Genomic DNA, 17,384 nt, shown 5'->3' with positions numbered 1-17,384 from the left:
CCCCACGGCCACGCCCACCCCTACCGCCACCGACGCACCAACACCGGAGCCCGCAGTGACGGCGACGTTCACGGCAGAACCGGGTACCACGGCCTCGGATACCAATGTCTCCATCACCTTCCACCTGCAGGGAGGGACTGTGCCGGCCGCCGCCGAGGTGGTGTTCACGATTTCTGCCGGCGCGGACATGATTCCAGGAAAATTGATCGAACCGCCAGGCTGGAACTGCTCGTCAGCTGACTCGGCCACCAGGCAATTCCGCTGCACCAGCACCGCTGTGGACCCGGAGGCCCTGGAGTTCCTGCTCGGCGTCTCCAAAGTGGACGACGCGGGGACCACCACGATGTACTACGAGTTCAGCGGCACAGGCATTGAGACGGCAACATTCTCCAACACCTTCTAAGCAACACGTTCGGAGGTGACTGGCTTCAGGTGCGGGGGACCGGCTTAATCTGCGGTCCTTGAGGAACGCTCCTCCGCGGTGCCCGAACCAACACGGCCACCGCGATGCCCACCACCGCTCCCACGAACGTCTCGATGGCACGCTCCATCACCAGCACGCCTGGATCCATGGGTGCCGCAAGCTGGGCGATGAGCAGGATCACGGGAGTGAAGAACACCATGGCCCATCCGTAATGCCGCGCCATGAACAGCTCGGTGGGGAACTGGCACACCACCACCAGCACGGCGAGGACCACTGCGGTCTGGCCAGGGAAGTACTGAAGCGGCGATAGCGGACCGGGGAAAAGTACGACGGCGACCACCGCCAACCCGAGGAACGTCCCCACAATGCGGTGGATGCCCCGGTGGACTCGGCTGGGGAGGTCGGCGCCGGCGAGTGGAACGGCTGCGGCAGCCATGGCCCAGTGCGGGTGGCCACTGCCGCTGAGGACACCGACGGCCCCGGCGGCACTTACTGCGAGGGAATAGCGCGCAGCATGGACCAGCGCTGCCTGACGCAGCGGGCCGCGGAGGACGGGAACATCACGGGCAGCGCCAGCCTCCCACGCGCGGTGCCGGAACCAGCCGGCGAAGCCAACCAGCAAGGAAAAGCCGGCGGATGCAGCCCCGATGAGTACCGCCGTCGTCCAGGGAACATTGGTGGGCACGGACGCGCAGGCGCCCAATGCGAGGATGCCGAAGAACGGTCCGATGGGCCTGAGGCGCACGGCGTCCGCATAGAGGGAACCGGCGCCGGCGAACACGGTGGCCACGAGGACCAACCACCAGGAGTGGATGTGGTTGACGGACAGGAACACGCCGATGGACAGCCCACCCACCAGGAACAGGGCCGCTTGGGACTGGTGCTTGAGCCTGAGCTGATGTGCCTCGTTGCGCCCGTACATCCCGGTCAGAGCACCAAACACGGCGTACATCATGAGGTCCGGGCGGCCGATGAGGATAAGGAACAGTCCCGGCACCGCGACACTGAGGGCAACACGTACAGCCGAGAGGCGATCGTTGTTGGCAGGGCCCAGCCGGTGTAGTTCGCGGGCATGGGCGATGATTGCGGGCACGGGGAAACACCACCAATCATCGAGGGACTCCCTTGAAAATTATCAGGATGACCGGCACCCCGCCATTAGCCCGGTCACAAGCCGTAGCGGGATAGGGCACACGCACCCCGGATGGTCTGGGAAGATCGAGGTATGCCCGTCGCTTTCGTCTGCCGCACCCGCTCCGCCATGCCGCCGCAGGAGTTGTTCGATCTCGCCCGCAACATTGACGCCCACGTGGGGTCCATGACCAAGAGCCGCGAGAAGGCCGTGGACGGTGTCACCACTGGTTTGATCTCCGAAGGTGAGACTGTCACCTGGCAGGCGTGGCACCTTGGCGTCCGGTTCCGCATGACCAGCCGCATCACGCGGATGAAGGCACCGGCGTCGTTCTCGGACGAACAGGTGAAGGGCCCCTTCAAGTACCTCCGCCACACGCACGAGTTCCGGCCCGACGGAAGCGGGACACTCATGGTGGACACTGTGGAGTTTGCCGCACCGTTCGGTCCGTTGGGCAGATGGGTGGAGAAGCTGGTGCTGGCCCGCTACCTGCAGAACCTGATCGAAGTACGCAACGAATTCCTGGTGGCCCAAGCACCTCCAGCGCTGGATAACCGGCCATGATCAGGCTCGCGCATGCGGACGATCTCCTGATTTTGCAGGACATCGAGCGTGCCGCGGGCCAGGCTTTCCGGGCATTGGGGATGGACTCCATCGCCGAGGACGAGCCCCTCTCCGTCGAGGAGCTGAACCACTATGCCGTAGCTGGCCGGGCATGGGTGTTCGTGGACGGGCTCGACTATCCAGTGGCTTATCTCCTGGCGGACATCGTGGATGGAGCGGGCCACGTTGAGCAAGTCAGCGTCCACCCCGACTATGCCCACCAGGGCCTGGGCCGCGAACTGCTGCACGCGGCGCGGGTATGGTCCAGGGGACATGGGATGCATCGGCAAACCCTCAGCACTTTCCGGGATGTGCCGTGGAACGCCCCGTACTACCGTCGGCTTGGGTTCGAAGTGCTCGACGCCGGCACCTGGGGTCCGGAGCTGGCCCGCCTCATGGAGCACGAGGCCGGGTTGGGCCTGACCCGCTGGCCACGAGTAGCGATGTGGCGCCCGGCGGTACCGCCGAAGTAGGGCAGGAAACTTTCGTACCGTGGTTACACTTGCCGGGCTGCCGGACATTAACCGGGTATGAGCTTGCAAACGCATCTGGGGGATCGCGTGGACGTGAAAAGACAAAAGCGGTTTACGGCGGCCCATGCAGCCTGTCACGACGCCGTGTACCGCTACTTTCGTCGCCGAACCACGAATCCTTCCACGGCGGAAGACCTATGCGCCGAGGTCTTTCGGATCACGTGGGAGAAGTCCGCGCAGGAGGACCAAGACCTCTCGGCCATGGTCCTCTTCGGCATCGCCCATAACGTATTGCGCAATCACATGAGGTCCTCGGCACGTTCCGCCAACCTTTTGTCTTCCCTTTTCATGGAGCGCATGGACTTGGGCCAAGACCACGGAACCGACGCAGACGCGTCCGTCCGGGATGCCTTGGACCAGCTCAAGCCGGACGACCGCGAGGTCCTGCTGCTCACGTACTGGGACGGATTCACCTCGAGCGAGGTATCCGACCTCCTCAACACCTCGGCCACCGCCGTACGGATGCGCCTTCACCGTGCCAGGAAAGCGCTCGGCCACCTGCTCCAGCGCGAACGAGAGTCACAGGAGTCCCAACGATGAAAGAGCTTTCTACAAAGAATGTGGACCGCCTGCTCGCTGCCGACCCTGCCTCGGATGTCACAGAGTCCGAGTTGGAACGGAGCCGGGCCAGAAGCCTGTCATTCCAGGACTCGGACCTGACCCACATCTTTGCCGGCGGTTCCGGGATCGGCCGCCAGCGGAGGGCCGTGAGGCGCCGCCGCTGGGTCGGCGGCATAGTGGTGGCCGCCGCGGTGGTGGGGGCCACAGTCCTTGTTCCCGCCATCCTTCAGTCACCGCCCTCCACTCCGCCGGCGGCAATAGAGCTACCGGCTGGTACGGGGACCGGGGCAGCAACTCCGACGCCCACCGCCGCGCAACTTCCGCCGGCCGGGCCGTTCCATGACATGTTCGTCTCCGCGGACGAAGTGCTGGTGGTTGAAGCATTGCCCACCGGGAGCATGCAGCAACTCGGCATCGAACCGGTCAACGTCAGGCAGGTGTTGAAGGGCTCAAGTGCCGTGGGAACCACCTCGGTTGACGTGTCTGCAGCTGACGACAGGATCAGCGGAACGCTGCTTTGGCGGGATTCCCAGAAGGAAGCACCCATGACGTTCCTCGGCTTCTTTGCCCGGGGTGGTGACGGCGGTCTGCAGTTGATGAACACAGCACACTCACTGCTGAGGGTTCAAAATATCCGTACCTCCACCACAGTAAATCCGGTCACGGATGAGCCCGTCGACATCGGCGATGACCTGCGTGCACGCATAAATGTCGCACCCATGGGGGATGTTCCGGTATCGACATACGAAGGAAACCGTTCAGGAGGGGTGGCTCCCGATGTCGTCAAGGGAACGGAGGGCACGGGAGGATCAAGGGAAGGGGTGGTCCGTGGGCACATGTCCGTTGCCGGGGCCTGCTTCACCTTTGAGAACAGTGCCGAGAAGGTGTACCTGCGCTGGCCCACCGGATTCACAGCGGCCATCAGGTCGCTGCCCGTGGATGCCGAGGGCCGCGTTTACGCTAATGGAGAGGTGCAGGCGGACACTCCGGTCATTCTTAATGAGTGGGGCTTCATTTACATGACCGACCTTGAACCGCGGCCCCAAGTGTCCGGCGAATTGACCACGGAGACCGCTTCCTGCGCTGGCGAGACGCTGCGGGTCTTCGAAGTCACCCCCGAGCTTCCAGGGGCCAGCCCGTTCCAGAAGCAGCACGGAGTTGCGCTGCCACGGCCCTAGCGCGCCACGAGTTCAACCTCGAAGCTTCTATGAGGTCCGTGCCCGTTCCACATCTGCCGCGCTCGCCGGGTCGCCCACGGTGCGCAAGCCCTCGATGACCCCGGCCACGTCTGCGGCGCTCCGGTTCTGGCTGAGCTTCGTCTTCGCCTCCACCCGGGTGATCACAAGTTCGACGCCGACAATCGCCTTCAGCTGCCCGGCGATGAACCGCTCGGGTGCTTCGTCCACAGTCCAAGGCTGCGGCATCGCGGCTTCGTGCTGGTGTGACAGGCGGCGCACGTGCCGGGCCAGCCATTCGGCGTCGTCATGGATCACCAGCTCGCCGTAGACGTGGGCGGTGGAATAGTTCCAGGTCGGCACCACCCGGCCGTGCTCGGCTTTCGAGGCATACCAGGAGGGCGAGATGTAGGCGTCGTTGCCCTGCACGATCATGAGTGCCTCACCGGTAACGGGCGAGGACCACTGCGTATTGTTGCGGGCCATGTGGGCGTGCAAGGCACCGTGGTCACCTATCGATGGCTCGTAGACAAACGGTAGGAGTGTGGCGAGCAGTCCATCCTCCGACATGGTCACGAGGTTTGCGGCACCGGCGTCCTGGAGCAGCGCCTCCACGGCTTCGGCGGAGGGGGCAAAGTGTGCGGGTGTGTACATGGCTTCCTACTTCCTGAGCCTGACGCGGACAGCGGCACCGGCGCAGACGATGACAGCGAGGCCACCCACTACGGTGGTCCACGTCATCGGCTCGCCCAGGAGAAGGGCGGCCCACGCGATGGTCATGACGGGTTGGACGAGCTGGATCTGGCTGACCTGCGCCATGGGCCCAATGGCCAGGCCCCGGTACCAGGCGAAGAAGCCGAGGAACATGCTCACTACACCCAGGTACGCGAAGGACAACCATTGGACGGGCGTAGCGTTCGGCATGCCGGAGTCCAAAGACAACAGAGTCAGCACGATCATCGCTGGCGCAGCCACCACCAGTGCCCACGAGATGGTTTGCCATGAGCCGAGTTCGCGGGCCAGCAATCCTCCTTCTGCGTAGCCAACGGCTGCAGCAAGGACCGCTCCGAGCAGCAGGAGGTCGGCCCAATGCAGGGAGCCGAAACCACCGGCCTGAACCAGCGCGAAAACAAGCGCGGCCACAACACCCACGGCCGTAAGGATCCAGAAGAGCAGGCGTGGACGTTCCCGTCCCCGGATGACCGCCGCGGTAGCCGTGGCTGCGGGTAGTAGCGCGATCACCACGGCGCCATGGCTGGCAGAGGTGCTGGTGAGGGCGAAGGTGGTGAGCAAAGGGAACCCGGCCACAATTCCGCCGGCCACCACGGCCAGTCGGATCCACTGGCGGCCCTGTGGAAAACGCTGCCGGGTCAGGGCCAGTGCCAGCGCCGCAAGGATGGCTGCCACAACGGCCCTGCCCGCTCCGATGAACAGGGGAGACATTCCCTCCACAGCCACGCGGGTGAGCGGCACGGTGAAGGAGAAGGCAACAACGCCGAGGAGGCCCCACCAGATTCCGATCGATGTCGGAGTGGATACCACTGTCCGCGAAAGAGTAGTAGCGCTACTATTGTGACTCATGAACAACGATAGCAGTTCCCTCATCGTCTCGCGAGTAAAGGAATGGATCGCAGGGGCGGCCCCGGGAGCTAAACTGCCATCTACCCGGCAACTCGTAGCTGAACACAAGGCAAGCCCGGTCACCGTTCAAAAGGCCCTGCGGACGCTCACAGCCCAGGGTTTGATCGAGAGCCGCCCGGGCGTCGGGACATTCGTCCGGGCGTACCGCACGGCACGGCCTTCGGACTACGGCTGGCAAACAGCCGCTCTGAGGGCAGCCAAGGCCGCGCGTCCACTGAATTCAGCCGCCATGCGCAGCGCCTCCAACGACGTCATCGCGTTCCACTCAGGCTACCCGGCCCGCGAATTGCTTCCCGAACGGCTCGTACGTGCGGCGCTGACGCGGTCTGCCCGCGGAGACGCTGCCCTTTCAAGACCGCCGGCGCAAGGCATTCCCGAGCTGCAATCGTGGTTCGCGCAAGAGCTCAGCACCTCAACGCCAGTGGGCGTCACGCCGCCGCAGCCGAGCGACGTCGTCGTACTTCCCGGCAGCCAGAGCGGACTCAGCTCGATCTTCCGAGGTCTGGTGGGGCACGGCCAGCCCCTGCTGGTGGAGTCCCCCAGTTACTGGGGCGCGCTGCTGGCCGCCGGCCAGGCCGGCGTGAATGTCATCCCTGTCCCCAGCGGCCCGGAAGGCCCCGATCCCGACGAGCTGGACAGGGCCTTTGCGGAATCCGGGGCACGCCTGTTCTACGCCCAACCCAACTTCGCGAACCCCACAGGTGCGCAGTGGTCGGCAGAACGCGGCGAGGAGGTCCTGCGGATCGTCCAGCGACACGGCGCTTTCCTTGTGGAGGACGACTGGGCCCACGACTTCGGCATCACCGCCCCCTCCGTTCCGATCGCAGCCAAGGACGATTCCGGCCACGTGGTCTATATCCGCTCGCTGACCAAGAGTGTCTCGCCATCCGTCCGCGTGGCCGCGATCATCGCCCGTGGTCCGGCGCGCGAACGCATTATGGGCGCGCAGGCCGCGGAGTCGATGTACGTTAGCGGACTGCTTCAGGCGGCGGCGCTCGACGTCGTCACGCAACCGGGGTGGCAGACCCACCTTCGCGGTCTCAGCCATCAGCTGCAATCACGCCGCGACCTCCTGGTCACCAGCCTGCGGGAGCACGTGCCGCAGGCGCACCTCAGCCATCTGCCCAAAGGCGGCCTTAACTTGTGGTTGCGGATGCCGGACGGGTTCGACGTCGAGCAACTCACCAGGGATTGCGAGGCGGCCGGGGTGCTCATTGCCGCCGGCACGGAGTGGTTCCCCGCTGAACCGGAGGGCCCGTACATCAGGCTCAATTACGCGGGACCCAACCCGGGCGCCTTTCCGGAGGGTGCACGGATCATCGGTGAGGCAGTCAAAGGCTTGCTGCAGGCCTGAGCCGCGGGCGCCGTCGAACCCCACTTAACAGCCGTAGCCACCAGCACCAAGGAGAGCGCCTTGGGGTTGGTGGCTACGGTGGGCGGCAAGCTGCCGCGAACTATCTGAATCGCTGCGCAGAAGTTGCAGGCAAAGAGTTCCTAAGCGGGTGTCAGGTCCTTGTTGCCTTTGCCAAACACGGCATCATCGATTGGCTGGCCGTCGAACGGCATCTCGTCCAGGTTGATGAGCGGGTTGGTGTCCTGCGTTGCTACGAGCTCGCGTGCTTCAGCCTGGGTGTCCACGCTGGGCATGGAGCCCGGCAGGGGGCGCTGGGCCGATTCGCGCAGGAAGTAGATGGCGATCGCACCGATGATGGACGTACCCATCAGGTAGTACGCCGGCATCATGTCATCGCCGGTGCCCTCAATGAGTCCCTGGACGATGAACGGCGTGGTTCCGCCGAAGATCGCCACAGAGAAGTTGTAAGCGATACCCATTCCGCCATAGCGGCTGGACGTCGGGAACAGCGCCGGCAGGGCCGAAGCCAGGTTGGCGATGTAGAACGTCACTGGGAATGCGATCAGCGCAAGGCCGGCCAGTGTGGACCAGATGTCGCCAATGCCGATCAGAAGGAAGGCAGGTACCGAGAACACGATGGTGCTGCCTGCGCCTACCCACAAGACGGGGCGGCGGCCGATACGGTCCGAGAGCTTTCCGGTCAGCGGGATGCATACGGCCATGATCACCAGGACCGGGATGGTCAGCAGGGTGCCGTGGACGGGGTCGTAGCCCTTGGAATCCGTCAGGTACGTGGGCATGTACGAGGTCAGCGCGTAACCAACGGTGTTGGCTGCGGCCGCGAGGATCATGGCCAGCACGATCTGGCGCCAGTAGGCCTTGATGATGCCAATGGGTCCCTTGGCGACGGCTGCATCCTGGGATGCGGCGTCCTTGGCGGAGGCCTCCTGGGCGTCAAGGGTTGCCTGGAACTGGGGAGATTCCTCGATCTTGCTACGGAAGTACACGGCGATGAGGCCCAGCGGACCAGCGATCAGGAACGGAATCCTCCAACCCCATTCCTCCATGGCTGCCTGTCCGAGCGTGAGCTGCAGGACCGAAACCAAGGCGGCGCCGAGGGCGAAGCCGATGTAGCTGCCCATATCGAGGAAGCTGGCGAAGTAACCGCGGCGCTTGTCCGGGGCGTACTCGCTGACGAACGTTGTGGCACCGGCGTACTCGCCACCGGTGGAGAAGCCCTGGATGAGCTTCAGGATCACCAGCAACGCGGCGGCCCAGATGCCGATCTGCGCGTAACCGGGAAGGAGGCCGACGGCGAATGTACTTGCCGCCATCAGCATCAGTGTTGCTGCGAGGACCTTCTGGCGGCCCACCTTGTCGCCGAGCCAACCGAATACTACGCCGCCGAGGGGGCGCGCGATGAAGGTTGCGGCGAAGGTGCCCAGAAGGAAGAGTGTCTGGACGGACTTGTCTGCTTCCGGCAGGAAGACAGGGCCCATGGTGGTGATGAGGTAGCCGAACACGCCGACGTCGTACCACTCCATGGTGTTGCCGACGATCGTGCCGCCGAGTGCTTTGCGCAGCATCGGCTTGTTCACCACGTTAACGTCGGACTCTTTGAGCCGGCGCTTCGGGCGAAGCTTCGTTTTCTTCGTTGCGTTCTTTACTGCGTTTGCGGCGCCCGTGGGGGCTGCCGGTTCCTGGTTTCCGGTGGCGTTCCTTGCGCCATCCGGAGAGACGGACTTGCTTTGGTCTATGGGCATTTGGGCTTCTCCTAGGGAGGTCATTTGCTTGCGACTTCTGCTGCCCCGCTCTGGGCAGGGTTTCAATTTTACGCGTTTTGGGCCGAAAACCCGAGTTGAGATCGGATTTTTGGGCCAAATGAGGGTGCAAATTGCCTAGCTGTGTTGCATCTCATTACCCGCTCTTGCCCTGCAATCAAGCGGAACGTGGCCGGTTTTTGCCCCGGTGAGCACGTTGTTACCAAATTGTTTAGCTGAGCCCACTTAACGGGGCGGATTCGGGCCTAAAAGCTGATGGTTTGCCGGGTCCCGCGGTTCCAGCCGAGCACCACGGTGGCGCCTAGTTCCTCATCGGCAGCCACCGCTGCGAGCAGGCCCCCCTTGGTCAGGATCCGTACCGTCTGCCCGGCCTGCTGCAGCGAGGTTTCGACCAGGAGTACACCGCCCGGCGCCAACCACTGAGCCGCCCCCTGCGCAACCCGGCGTTGAACGGCCAAACCGTCAGCGCCGCCGTCGAGCGCCACCAGCGGCTCGTGGAGCCGCGCCTCCGGTGGCATCATCCCGATGGACCGGGTGGGAACATACGGCGCATTCGCCAGAAGCACGTCCACCCGGCCCATCAGTTCCAGCGGGAGCGCCGTGTAGAGGTCGCCTTGGTGGACGTTTCCGCCGCGGGGCTCAACGTTGCGTCGTGCGCAGCGGACCGCTGCCGGGTCGATGTCCGCAGCGTGCAACTCGCAGCGCCCCAGACAGTCGCTTAGCGCCGCACCCAAGGACCCCGAACCACAGCAAAGGTCGACGACGACGGCACCAGGCCGGGCGATCATCGCCGCCTGACTCACCAGGAACTCCGTGCGACGACGCGGCACGAATACTCCGGGTTCCACTGCCATGCGCTTCCCGCAAAACTCCACCCAACCAACGATGTGCTCAAGGGGAAGCCCACTGACGCGTTGGCTCACCATGCGGTTGAGCTCGTCCACGTGGCGGGCCGCGTCAACGAGGAGCTGGGCCTCGTCGTCGGCAAAGACGCATCCAGCAGCGCGCAGGGTGGTGGCAACGTTGGCGGTGGTGGCAACGTCGGATCCCCGGGTCATGTTGGCCATGCTAGCCAAGGGGTTCCCAAAGCTCGCAGTTTTTGGTTAGGGTAAGAGGCATGGGAACACTGATTTTTGAGTAGACCGGCGCCTGCTTCTGTAGCACGCACCGAGTTTCACCTGACAAAAATCCACGCCTGTCGAGGCCCTGCCTCCATGCCGTTCCCGTTGTCGACGCCTTTTTCTCGAACCGCAACGCCATGGCACAAGTGTCTCTTCAGGACTCACACTCTAGGAGTCCACGCATGACTGCCAACCCTTCCGACAACACCTCACCTGAGAACACCACCCCTGGGGGCGGAACCGAATCCGCTGCCCAGGCTCCGGCCTCCGGCGGCATCAAGTCCAAGCTGACCGACGCCCAAAAGGCCATGCTCGCCAGCAAGTCCGGTGGCGGGGCTCCCGCTGGCTGGCAAAGCACGGGCAAGGGCCACAAGCCCACATCGGCCAGCGGCAAGCTGGCCAAAACGGAGAAGAAGGTCCGCTGGTAGGAAGCAGCAGCCAGCTGATTCCTGCAGACAAGCCTCTCCGGCGCACCTAGTATTGAAATCCCTTCGTTTCACTCTGGAAAGGAAGAATCATGACTGCGAAACATGAAGCTGAAAACATCAATCCTGAGGTAGCAAGCCACTTGGTGGAGTCCATGGACATGGCTCCGATGCCCGAACCGGCAACCATCGCGGTTGCGCTGGGCACGGAACAAGGCAATCAGTGGCCTGACGGGAATGGCAAACGCCGGCACCCGAAGGACCGCGACCAGGCCCACGGCCGCATGGGCCAGGGCGCAGCTGTGACGGCAATCCACAGAACCAGCCGCCCGCAGATGCCACACTCCTCCTAGGCCCGTACCCCCGCAGCCAGCCCAACTGCGACTCAGTTGGGCTGGCTGACGTCTGAGGGGGACTTGTCCGGACGCCACCCACGCCACACGGGGTGCCGCAGCCGGCCGGGGCCCGTCCATTCGCCGAACGTCACCTCGGCCACAAGGCCAGGACTCACCCACTTCGCGCCCGCAGCGTCTTCCCGGGGAATATCGGCAAAGGGAGAATCAGCAATCACCAGGGGCTCCAGCTTTTCCATGATGTCCCGGAGCTGCCAATCCTTGAACCCGCTGCCAACCCTGCCCACATAGTGCAGCTTGTCGCCGTCCGGAATGCCCAACAGCAACGAGCCGAACGTCCCGCTTCGGGCCCCCGCGCCGGTACGCCAGCCACCCACCACCACCTCCTGGCTCTGCTCCAGCTTGAGCTTGAGCCAGGACCTGCTCCGGCGCCCGATCACGTAGCGGCTGTCCGCCTTCTTCGCCATGACGCCTTCCAGGCCAAGCTCGGCGGCGCTGGCCATGAGGTCTTCCACGTCGTGGTCCAACACGGCGGATAGGTGAAGGGGACAGCCTTTGCGCAGGCGATCCGCAAAGGCTGAAAGCCGTTCGCGGCGCTCGTGGAATGGCAGGGCGCTCAGGTCCGTGCCGCCGTCGTAAAGAAGGTCGAACAGCATGAGCTGCACCGGCACCGATGCGCGTGCCCGCTCGATATCTGCGGTTTTGACCAGGTTCATCCGCAGCTGCAGCCGACCGAAATCCGGTCGGGAGCCCTTGCCCAGCGCCACGATTTCGCCGTCCGCCACGAAGTCACCGTCGGGCCAGCACGAACGGTCAGTGAGCTCCGGGTACGTGGCCGTGAGGTCGTTCCCGTTGCGGCTCATGAGGCGGATCCTTCCCTCTGTACCTGTGATAACTGCGCGGATCCCATCCCACTTCAGCTCATACAGCCAGTCGTCGCCGTGGAGATCGTCCGTGGACCCCGAGGTGGCCAGCATGGGGGTGTAGTCCGGCATGGCCTGGGGTGCGGGCGGCTTGACCGGCGGCTGGGAGAGCGCCGGCTTCACGTCCTTGCTTGGTGGGCCCTTCCGCCCTCCAGGCTGCTCCTTCATGAGGTGGATCAGCCAGTTCTGACCAGTGTTGATGAGGGCGAACCGCTTGGTCCCATGCAACCCACCGCCGGGCTCGCCCGTGAGGGTCGCGATCACTTCCTTGCCATCGCGCCATTTCTCGCAGGTGTACTCCCCGCGGTCCCAGATGGTGACCGTCCCGGCGCCGTATTCACCTTTGGGAATGACGCCGGCGAAGTTGGCATAGTCCATGGGATGGTCTTCGGTGTGCACGGCAAGGTTGTTCCGGTCCGGGGTTTCGGGCACGCCGCGGGGGAGTGCCCAGGAGACCAGGACGCCGTCGTGTTCCAGCCTGAAATCCAGGTGGTAACGGCGGGCGTGGTGCTCCTGGATGACGAAGGTGCCGCCCGGTGGCGGTGGCTCGCCGGGTTTCGGCTGGTCCGGGGACGAGCTACCGGACGGCGCCCTCGCGGCAGATGCGGCCGACGACGACGGAAACGGTTCCGGGGTCTTGTCCGGATCGCGCATCCCAACGTACTTGGCGAGACGGTTCTCGACCGTCACCGCCCGCTCACGGGAGCCGGCCCCACCCGTGCCTGAACTGCCGCCGGCAGCACCGCCGTCGTCATTGCCATCCTCGCCGTGCGGCGGCAGGTGCCGGTCGGAGATCGAAGCGAAGTGGTCCTTGCCTGACTTGACCCGTTTCATCACGGAAAGAAAGTCCAGGTGCTCCAACGAGGGGGAGGCGAGCTCCCGCCACGTACGCGGCGCTGCGACGGTGGGCCGAGCTTTTCCGCGGAGTGAGTAGGGGACGATCGTCGTCTTATTTCCGCTGTTCTGGCTCCAGTCCACCAGGACTTTGCCTTTGCGGAGGGACTTCTTCATGTCGCTGACCACCAGTTCCGGGTGGTCGGACTCCAAGGCGCGCGCGAGCTCGTGGGCGAAGGCGGAAACCTGCTCGGACTTCAGGGTCCCGTCAAGGCCCGTGTAGAGGTGGATGCCTTTGCTGCCGCTGGTGACCGGGACGGGGTCCATGCCCATGTCCTGCAGGATGGAGCGGGCCAGCTTGGCCACTTCAACGCATTCGGGAAGGCCGGCTCCGGGGCCGGGATCAAGATCCAGCACGAAGCGGTCGGGCCGGAGCGGATTCCCGGCGGCGTCCACCTGCCATTGAGGAACGTGGATCTCCAGGGAAGCGATTTGGGCCATCCAGGTGAGCGTGGCCAGGTTATTGACCATGGGGTAGTCGTTGGTGTGGTCCGAGTGGTGGATGGTGGCCCGCGGTATCCACTTGGGCGCGGAGTCCTCAAGGTTCTTCTGGAAGAACACCTGGCCTGGGTGCTCTGCCGTACCAACGCCGTTGACCCAGCGCTTTCGCGTCACGGGCCTGTTCGCCGCTGCCGGGATGAGAAAAGGCGCCACGGCGGCGTAGTACTCCAGCACTTCAGCCTTGGTTGTCCCGGTTTCCGGGTAGATGATCTTGCCCAGGTTGGTGAGGGTGAGCTCGTGGCCTTCCACGTTTACCCGCTCCTGTTGCTTGCCTGCCACCTCTTCTCCTCTGCTGTCTTGTGCTGTTGACTGGGTGCATGAGGGCCATATGGAAGGGATCCATCGCGTTCGGTCTGGTCAACGTACCAGTGAAGCTCTACAGTGCCACGGAGGATCACGATATTGGCCTGCACCAAGTCCACAATAAGGACGGCGGGCGTATTCGGTACCAGCGCAAATGCGAAATTTGCAGCGAAGTTGTGGCCTATGAGGATATCGACAAGGCCTACGAAGAAGAAGGCCGGACTGTGGTCCTTACCGCGGCTGAATTAAAGTCCTTGCCCGAGGAGAACAGCCGTGAGATCGAAGTGGTGGAGTTTATCCCCGCTGAGCAGCTGGATCCCATCATGTACGAGCGCAGCTATTTCCTTGAGCCGGATTCCAAATCCCCCAAGGCCTATATGCTGTTGCGGCAGACGCTGGAGGACACGGACAGGATAGCCATTGTCCAGTATGCGCTGCGCCAAAAGACCCGGCTGGGGGCGTTGCGGGTACGCGGCGATGTGCTGTTGCTCCAGGCACTGCTATGGGGCGACGAAGTCCGTGAGGCCAAGTTCCCGTCGCTGGAGACGGACATCAAGATCTCCGACAAGGAACTCGAGATGTCCTCCGCCCTGGTGGAGTCCATGGCGCACGACTTTGATCCGGACGAATACACCGATGACTATCAAGCGCAGCTGAAGACACTGATCGAGGCGAAGCTGGAGAAGGGCGAGGCCCTGGACACCGAGGCCACCTTCGGCGTCGTGGAAGGCGAAGGCGAGGGCGGCGACGTCATCGACCTCATGGAAGCACTCAAGCGCAGTCTGGATAAGAAGCGCGGCAAGGAAAATGAGTCCGACGACGATGCTGCCGCCAGCAAAACTGCCAGCAAGCCAAAGGCGCGGGCAAAGAAAAAGGCGTGAACCGGCGTCGTCAATTTCCTTTCCCGGATGAGGTCGCCGCATTGCTCACTTGGGTCGCCGCATTGCTCACTCTTCCTTCGAGTCGCCGTTGTTGCGCATTCCTTGCCGGTACAGCCATAAAGGCATTCCGACCACCAGGACAAGCAGCACCAGGATGATGAAGCCGCCCGCCACCAATCCGGCGGTCCTGCCTGCCGTGACGTCGAAGACCAGCGATGCGGAGCCGGTGATCAAGATGGCGACTCCACCCAGCGCCCATTTGGTAATGGTGTCTGCGCTGGAGACGAGCACGGATTTGAGGCCGCGGCGGAAGAGTCTTCGGTGAACGCTGACGGGAAGCACTATGAGCACGGTGGTCAGGGCGGCAACCATCACGTTGGTGAGGTAGAGGCTCCGTTGCCAGTCGTCCAGCTCGCCAAAGCGCGGTTGAAAAGGCAACGTCAGCAGGAACCCGCCCAGGATCTGCACTCCGGTTTGAAGGACACGAAGTTCCTGGATTAATTCCATCCAGTTCCGGTCCATCCGTTCTTCGGTGGACTCGTTCCTGCCGAATCTGGGTGCCGGTTCCGGCTCTACCATTCGTGAACCTCCGCGTATTGGTGGACGCCGACGAACGCCTGCGCCCGAACAGGAAATGCCCGCCCATGGATCCCGACGCGGCGCCGCCGCCCTCAGCGACTGGTAGCGCTTCGGACGGCGGTTGATCACGCCGGAGGCCCGACCTCAGGGCGCGTTGGGGTCGCGGTGTGTCTAAACCGTATGGCCCCGACGGCCTGACATGAAGCTCAGCAACCATCCGATGGCCGCGACGACGAGGAGGATGACGCCCACCCAAAGCAACCAGTTAAGGGCTTGGGAGAAACCGCCTACAAGGAGGAGAACAATTGCCACTACACCAGCAATGATCAGAAGCGTATTCATGGTCAGCACATTCCTTTCTGGGGGAACTTTGGCTATTGCCGCCCGTTCCCAACTATGCATTCCGTTTACTTCGATTTAGTGATGCCGGTACTTTGAAGCGGCCCTGCCGCCTCGAAGTGCCTTTCAGTTATCACATACTGGTCTTCGCTGAAGGGCGAAGTTCGCCAGTCGTGAACAGTAACACTTCTCATTGTACTACTAAGCACCCTTATGAAAGGCTTGTTGAAGTCGTCACCTGATGATGGGGCAGATGCCGTGGGTATTAGGCGGCATCTCTTCGCTCACATGAACGTCCACGAGAGGAACACATGAAAGCGTCACAGCAGCTTGCAGACAACCTTCAGATCGTCCTGACAGACCTTATCGAGCTACAGCTCCAAGGGAAGCAGGCCCACTGGAACATCGTGGGACCGAACTTCCGCGATCTGCACCTTCAGTTGGACGAGCTGGTCCTCGCCACCCGCCAGTTTGCCGATGACACCGCCGAGCGCATGCGGGCCCTTCATGCATTGCCTGATGGCCGCAGCGCAACCATCGCCAAGGGCACCCGCCTGGAGGAGTTCCCGGCCGGCCTGGTCAACACCAAGAACGCCGTCAAATTGGTGACCGACCGCGTGGAGCGCGCTGTCCAGACAATGCGCGACGTCCATGATGAGGTGGACGAGGAAGATCCCACGACGGCGGACCTGCTGCACGCGTTCATCGCCCGCCTTGAGCAGCTGGTGTGGATGATCAACGCGGAAATCATGAACGCCGGCGCTTCCGTAACGGACCCGGACGAAGCCTAGCCTGGCCGGCTGATCACGGACAGGGCGGATCAACCGTGCCAAGGCTTAAGCGGAGTGACCTTTCCAAGCCCGGCATTGTTCGCCGCAAGGTAGGAAAAGGATTCAGCTACCGCCACCCGGACGGGAGTCTGGTCAGTAAGGAGGATCGCCAGCGCGTCAATGCGCTGGCGATCCCGCCTGCTTGGACCGATGTATGGATCAGCCCTTTCGAGAACGGGCACATCCTGGCGACTGGCGTGGATGATGCGGGGCGCAGCCAGTACATCTACCACCCCACATGGCGGGAACGGAAGGACACCGAGAAGTTCATTCGGGCTGCCACGCTGGGGAGGGTCCTGCCGTCCGTCCGACGTAACGTGACCGTGCATCTCCAGGATTCAGGGGACCCCCGGCAGCAAACCCTTGCTGCCGCAGTGCGGTTCATGGATCTGGGTGCCCTGCGCGTCGGGTCGGAGATCTACATGAAGCAGAACGGCTCCTACGGGCTCACCACTCTCCGGTGCCGTCACGCGCGGGTGGAAGGACCGGACGTCTTCCTCAAGTTCCCCGGCAAGAGCGGCCAATTGTGGGACACCTCCATCCGCGACCCTGCCCTGGCGGCCTTTCTGGAACCACTGGCGGAGCGGCCAGGCAAGGAACGCCTGCTGGCTTACCAATCCGACGGAACCTGGGTACCCGTCGACGCGTCCATGATCAATGAATACCTGCGTGGCATCGCGGGGGAGGCCTATTCCTCGAAGGATTTCCGGACATGGAAAGGCACTGCGGCTGCGGCGCTCTGCCTCATCAAGTCCGGCCACAAAGGCACTCCCCGCCAGGCCGTAGTGCGGGCCATCAAGGAAGCCTCGGAACTTCTGGGCAATACTCCATCCGTGGCGCGATCCTCCTACGTGGACCCGAGGATCATCGAGGGGTACCTGTCCGAAGAACTCAAGGACGTGAAGCCCACCGAAGCGTCGATTGCGGCCTACCTGAACGGAAGCGACTCCTAGAGGCGGGTGCTAAAGAAAAAGCGCCCGCGCGCGGCCAGGCCCCCGCGCAGCCACACCAAAGGCTGCGACGAGGGGAGA

General features: G+C 63.5%; 18 protein-coding genes and 1 pseudogene. 11 read left to right on the top strand and 8 right to left on the bottom strand.

The window, feature by feature from the left end; genetic code table 11:
* Positions 1–403, top strand: a pseudogene (locus LN996_RS20900) (RNA polymerase subunit sigma); the annotation flags it as partial.
* A 25-nt stretch (positions 404–428) separates the two neighbouring features.
* On the opposite strand, the gene LN996_RS20895 reads toward LN996_RS20900, so the two are convergent.
* Entirely contained in the window at positions 429–1,517 is a 1,089-nt protein-coding gene (locus LN996_RS20895; RefSeq protein WP_231342816.1) for an FUSC family protein, read from the bottom strand.
* Positions 1,518–1,649: 132 nt separating this feature from the next.
* On the opposite strand from LN996_RS20895, the gene LN996_RS20890 reads away from it, so the two are divergent.
* From LN996_RS20890 to LN996_RS20875, 4 genes are read left to right on the top strand one after another with little or no spacing between them, the layout of a single operon-like run.
* Positions 1,650–2,120 carry an SRPBCC family protein gene (locus tag LN996_RS20890; RefSeq protein ID WP_231342811.1) on the top strand — a complete coding sequence of 157 codons (471 nt, stop codon included), beginning with the start codon at positions 1,650–1,652 and terminating at the stop codon, positions 2,118–2,120.
* Entirely contained in the window at positions 2,117–2,632 is a 516-nt protein-coding gene (locus tag LN996_RS20885) for a GNAT family N-acetyltransferase (RefSeq protein WP_231342809.1), read from the top strand. The genes LN996_RS20890 and LN996_RS20885 overlap by 4 nt, the downstream gene beginning before the upstream one ends.
* Positions 2,633–2,689: 57 nt before the next feature.
* Positions 2,690–3,232 carry an RNA polymerase sigma factor gene (locus LN996_RS20880; RefSeq protein ID WP_231342806.1) on the top strand — a complete coding sequence of 181 codons (543 nt, stop codon included), beginning with the start codon at positions 2,690–2,692 and terminating at the stop codon, positions 3,230–3,232.
* The gene (locus LN996_RS20875; protein WP_231342804.1) at positions 3,229–4,431 is read left to right on the top strand and encodes a hypothetical protein; all 1,203 of its coding nucleotides are present in this window, start codon (positions 3,229–3,231) and stop codon (positions 4,429–4,431) included. The genes LN996_RS20880 and LN996_RS20875 overlap by 4 nt, the downstream gene beginning before the upstream one ends.
* A gap of 27 nt (positions 4,432–4,458) precedes the next feature.
* Here LN996_RS20875 and LN996_RS20870 read toward each other — a convergent pair whose 3' ends face one another.
* Together LN996_RS20870 and LN996_RS20865 are read right to left on the bottom strand one after the other, a co-directional pair.
* Entirely contained in the window at positions 4,459–5,082 is a 624-nt protein-coding gene (locus tag LN996_RS20870) for an FMN-binding negative transcriptional regulator (RefSeq protein WP_231342803.1), read from the bottom strand.
* Between the two features lie 6 nt (positions 5,083–5,088).
* Positions 5,089–6,009 carry a DMT family transporter gene (locus LN996_RS20865; protein WP_231342802.1) on the bottom strand — a complete coding sequence of 307 codons (921 nt, stop codon included), beginning with the start codon at positions 6,007–6,009 and terminating at the stop codon, positions 5,089–5,091.
* Here LN996_RS20865 and LN996_RS20860 point away from each other — a divergent pair.
* Positions 6,008–7,423: a PLP-dependent aminotransferase family protein gene (locus tag LN996_RS20860; protein WP_231342800.1), complete on the top strand. Its 1,416-nt coding sequence runs from the start codon at positions 6,008–6,010 to the stop codon at positions 7,421–7,423. The two genes, LN996_RS20865 and LN996_RS20860, sit on opposite strands and share 2 nt — an antisense overlap.
* Before the next feature lie 140 nt (positions 7,424–7,563).
* On the opposite strand, the gene LN996_RS20855 is transcribed toward LN996_RS20860, so the two are convergent.
* The gene (locus LN996_RS20855; protein WP_231342798.1) at positions 7,564–9,186 is read right to left on the bottom strand and encodes an MFS transporter; all 1,623 of its coding nucleotides are present in this window, start codon (positions 9,184–9,186) and stop codon (positions 7,564–7,566) included.
* Positions 9,187–9,449: 263 nt separating this feature from the next.
* The gene (locus LN996_RS20850) at positions 9,450–10,262 is read right to left on the bottom strand and encodes a putative protein N(5)-glutamine methyltransferase (RefSeq protein ID WP_231342795.1); all 813 of its coding nucleotides are present in this window, start codon (positions 10,260–10,262) and stop codon (positions 9,450–9,452) included.
* Positions 10,263–10,507: 245 nt separating this feature from the next.
* Between LN996_RS20850 and LN996_RS20845 the strand changes: the two genes are divergently transcribed.
* Together LN996_RS20845 and LN996_RS20840 are read left to right on the top strand one after the other, a co-directional pair.
* Positions 10,508–10,753: a hypothetical protein gene (locus LN996_RS20845; RefSeq protein WP_231342793.1), complete on the top strand. Its 246-nt coding sequence runs from the start codon at positions 10,508–10,510 to the stop codon at positions 10,751–10,753.
* A gap of 89 nt (positions 10,754–10,842) precedes the next feature.
* Positions 10,843–11,103, top strand: coding sequence for a hypothetical protein (locus LN996_RS20840; RefSeq protein WP_231342791.1), 261 nt, complete (start codon positions 10,843–10,845; stop codon positions 11,101–11,103).
* 32 nt (positions 11,104–11,135) lie between these two features.
* Here LN996_RS20840 and LN996_RS20835 read toward each other — a convergent pair whose 3' ends face one another.
* Entirely contained in the window at positions 11,136–13,700 is a 2,565-nt protein-coding gene (locus LN996_RS20835) for an ATP-dependent DNA ligase (protein ID WP_231342789.1), read from the bottom strand.
* 38 nt (positions 13,701–13,738) lie between these two features.
* On the opposite strand from LN996_RS20835, the gene LN996_RS20830 reads away from it, so the two are divergent.
* Positions 13,739–14,605: a Ku protein gene (locus LN996_RS20830; RefSeq protein ID WP_231342787.1), complete on the top strand. Its 867-nt coding sequence runs from the start codon at positions 13,739–13,741 to the stop codon at positions 14,603–14,605.
* Between the two features lie 66 nt (positions 14,606–14,671).
* Here the strand turns inward: LN996_RS20830 and LN996_RS20825 are convergent, their stop codons facing one another.
* Together LN996_RS20825 and LN996_RS20820 are read right to left on the bottom strand one after the other, a co-directional pair.
* Entirely contained in the window at positions 14,672–15,184 is a 513-nt protein-coding gene (locus LN996_RS20825) for a DUF6328 family protein (protein ID WP_231342782.1), read from the bottom strand.
* A 171-nt stretch (positions 15,185–15,355) separates the two neighbouring features.
* Positions 15,356–15,526, bottom strand: a complete 171-nt coding sequence (locus tag LN996_RS20820) for a hypothetical protein (RefSeq protein WP_231342779.1) — start codon at positions 15,524–15,526, stop codon at positions 15,356–15,358.
* Positions 15,527–15,834: 308 nt separating this feature from the next.
* Between LN996_RS20820 and LN996_RS20815 the strand changes: the two genes are divergently transcribed.
* Positions 15,835–16,314 carry a Dps family protein gene (locus LN996_RS20815; RefSeq protein ID WP_231342776.1) on the top strand — a complete coding sequence of 160 codons (480 nt, stop codon included), beginning with the start codon at positions 15,835–15,837 and terminating at the stop codon, positions 16,312–16,314.
* Between the two features lie 35 nt (positions 16,315–16,349).
* Entirely contained in the window at positions 16,350–17,306 is a 957-nt protein-coding gene (locus tag LN996_RS20810; protein WP_231342774.1) for a DNA topoisomerase IB, read from the top strand.
* Positions 17,307–17,384: the final 78 nt, after the last annotated feature.

The organism is Arthrobacter sp. AK01, from assembly GCF_021109375.1.
Lineage (GTDB): Bacteria > Actinomycetota > Actinomycetes > Actinomycetales > Micrococcaceae > Arthrobacter.
Note: the sequence above shows the minus strand (reverse complement) of the source record. Positions and strands in the feature narration are given on the sequence as shown.

Bases quoted from the DNA above. Each gene is read 5' to 3' on its own strand.
- LN996_RS20890 (WP_231342811.1), top strand. From the start codon at position 1,650: ATGCCCGTCGCTTTCGTCTGCCGCACCCGCTCCGCCATGCCGCCGCAG.
- LN996_RS20885 (WP_231342809.1), top strand. From the start codon at position 2,117: ATGATCAGGCTCGCGCATGCGGACGATCTCCTGATTTTGCAGGACATC.
- LN996_RS20880 (WP_231342806.1), top strand. From the start codon at position 2,690: ATGAGCTTGCAAACGCATCTGGGGGATCGCGTGGACGTGAAAAGACAA.
- LN996_RS20875 (WP_231342804.1), top strand. From the start codon at position 3,229: ATGAAAGAGCTTTCTACAAAGAATGTGGACCGCCTGCTCGCTGCCGAC.
- LN996_RS20870 (WP_231342803.1), bottom strand. From the start codon at position 5,082: ATGTACACACCCGCACACTTTGCCCCCTCCGCCGAAGCCGTGGAGGCG.
- LN996_RS20860 (WP_231342800.1), top strand. From the start codon at position 6,008: ATGAACAACGATAGCAGTTCCCTCATCGTCTCGCGAGTAAAGGAATGG.
- LN996_RS20865 (WP_231342802.1), bottom strand. From the start codon at position 6,009: ATGAGTCACAATAGTAGCGCTACTACTCTTTCGCGGACAGTGGTATCC.
- LN996_RS20855 (WP_231342798.1), bottom strand. From the start codon at position 9,186: ATGCCCATAGACCAAAGCAAGTCCGTCTCTCCGGATGGCGCAAGGAAC.
- LN996_RS20850 (WP_231342795.1), bottom strand. From the start codon at position 10,262: ATGACCCGGGGATCCGACGTTGCCACCACCGCCAACGTTGCCACCACC.
- LN996_RS20845 (WP_231342793.1), top strand. From the start codon at position 10,508: ATGACTGCCAACCCTTCCGACAACACCTCACCTGAGAACACCACCCCT.
- LN996_RS20840 (WP_231342791.1), top strand. From the start codon at position 10,843: ATGACTGCGAAACATGAAGCTGAAAACATCAATCCTGAGGTAGCAAGC.
- LN996_RS20830 (WP_231342787.1), top strand. From the start codon at position 13,739: ATGAGGGCCATATGGAAGGGATCCATCGCGTTCGGTCTGGTCAACGTA.
- LN996_RS20825 (WP_231342782.1), bottom strand. From the start codon at position 15,184: ATGGTAGAGCCGGAACCGGCACCCAGATTCGGCAGGAACGAGTCCACC.
- LN996_RS20820 (WP_231342779.1), bottom strand. From the start codon at position 15,526: ATGAATACGCTTCTGATCATTGCTGGTGTAGTGGCAATTGTTCTCCTC.
- LN996_RS20815 (WP_231342776.1), top strand. From the start codon at position 15,835: ATGAAAGCGTCACAGCAGCTTGCAGACAACCTTCAGATCGTCCTGACA.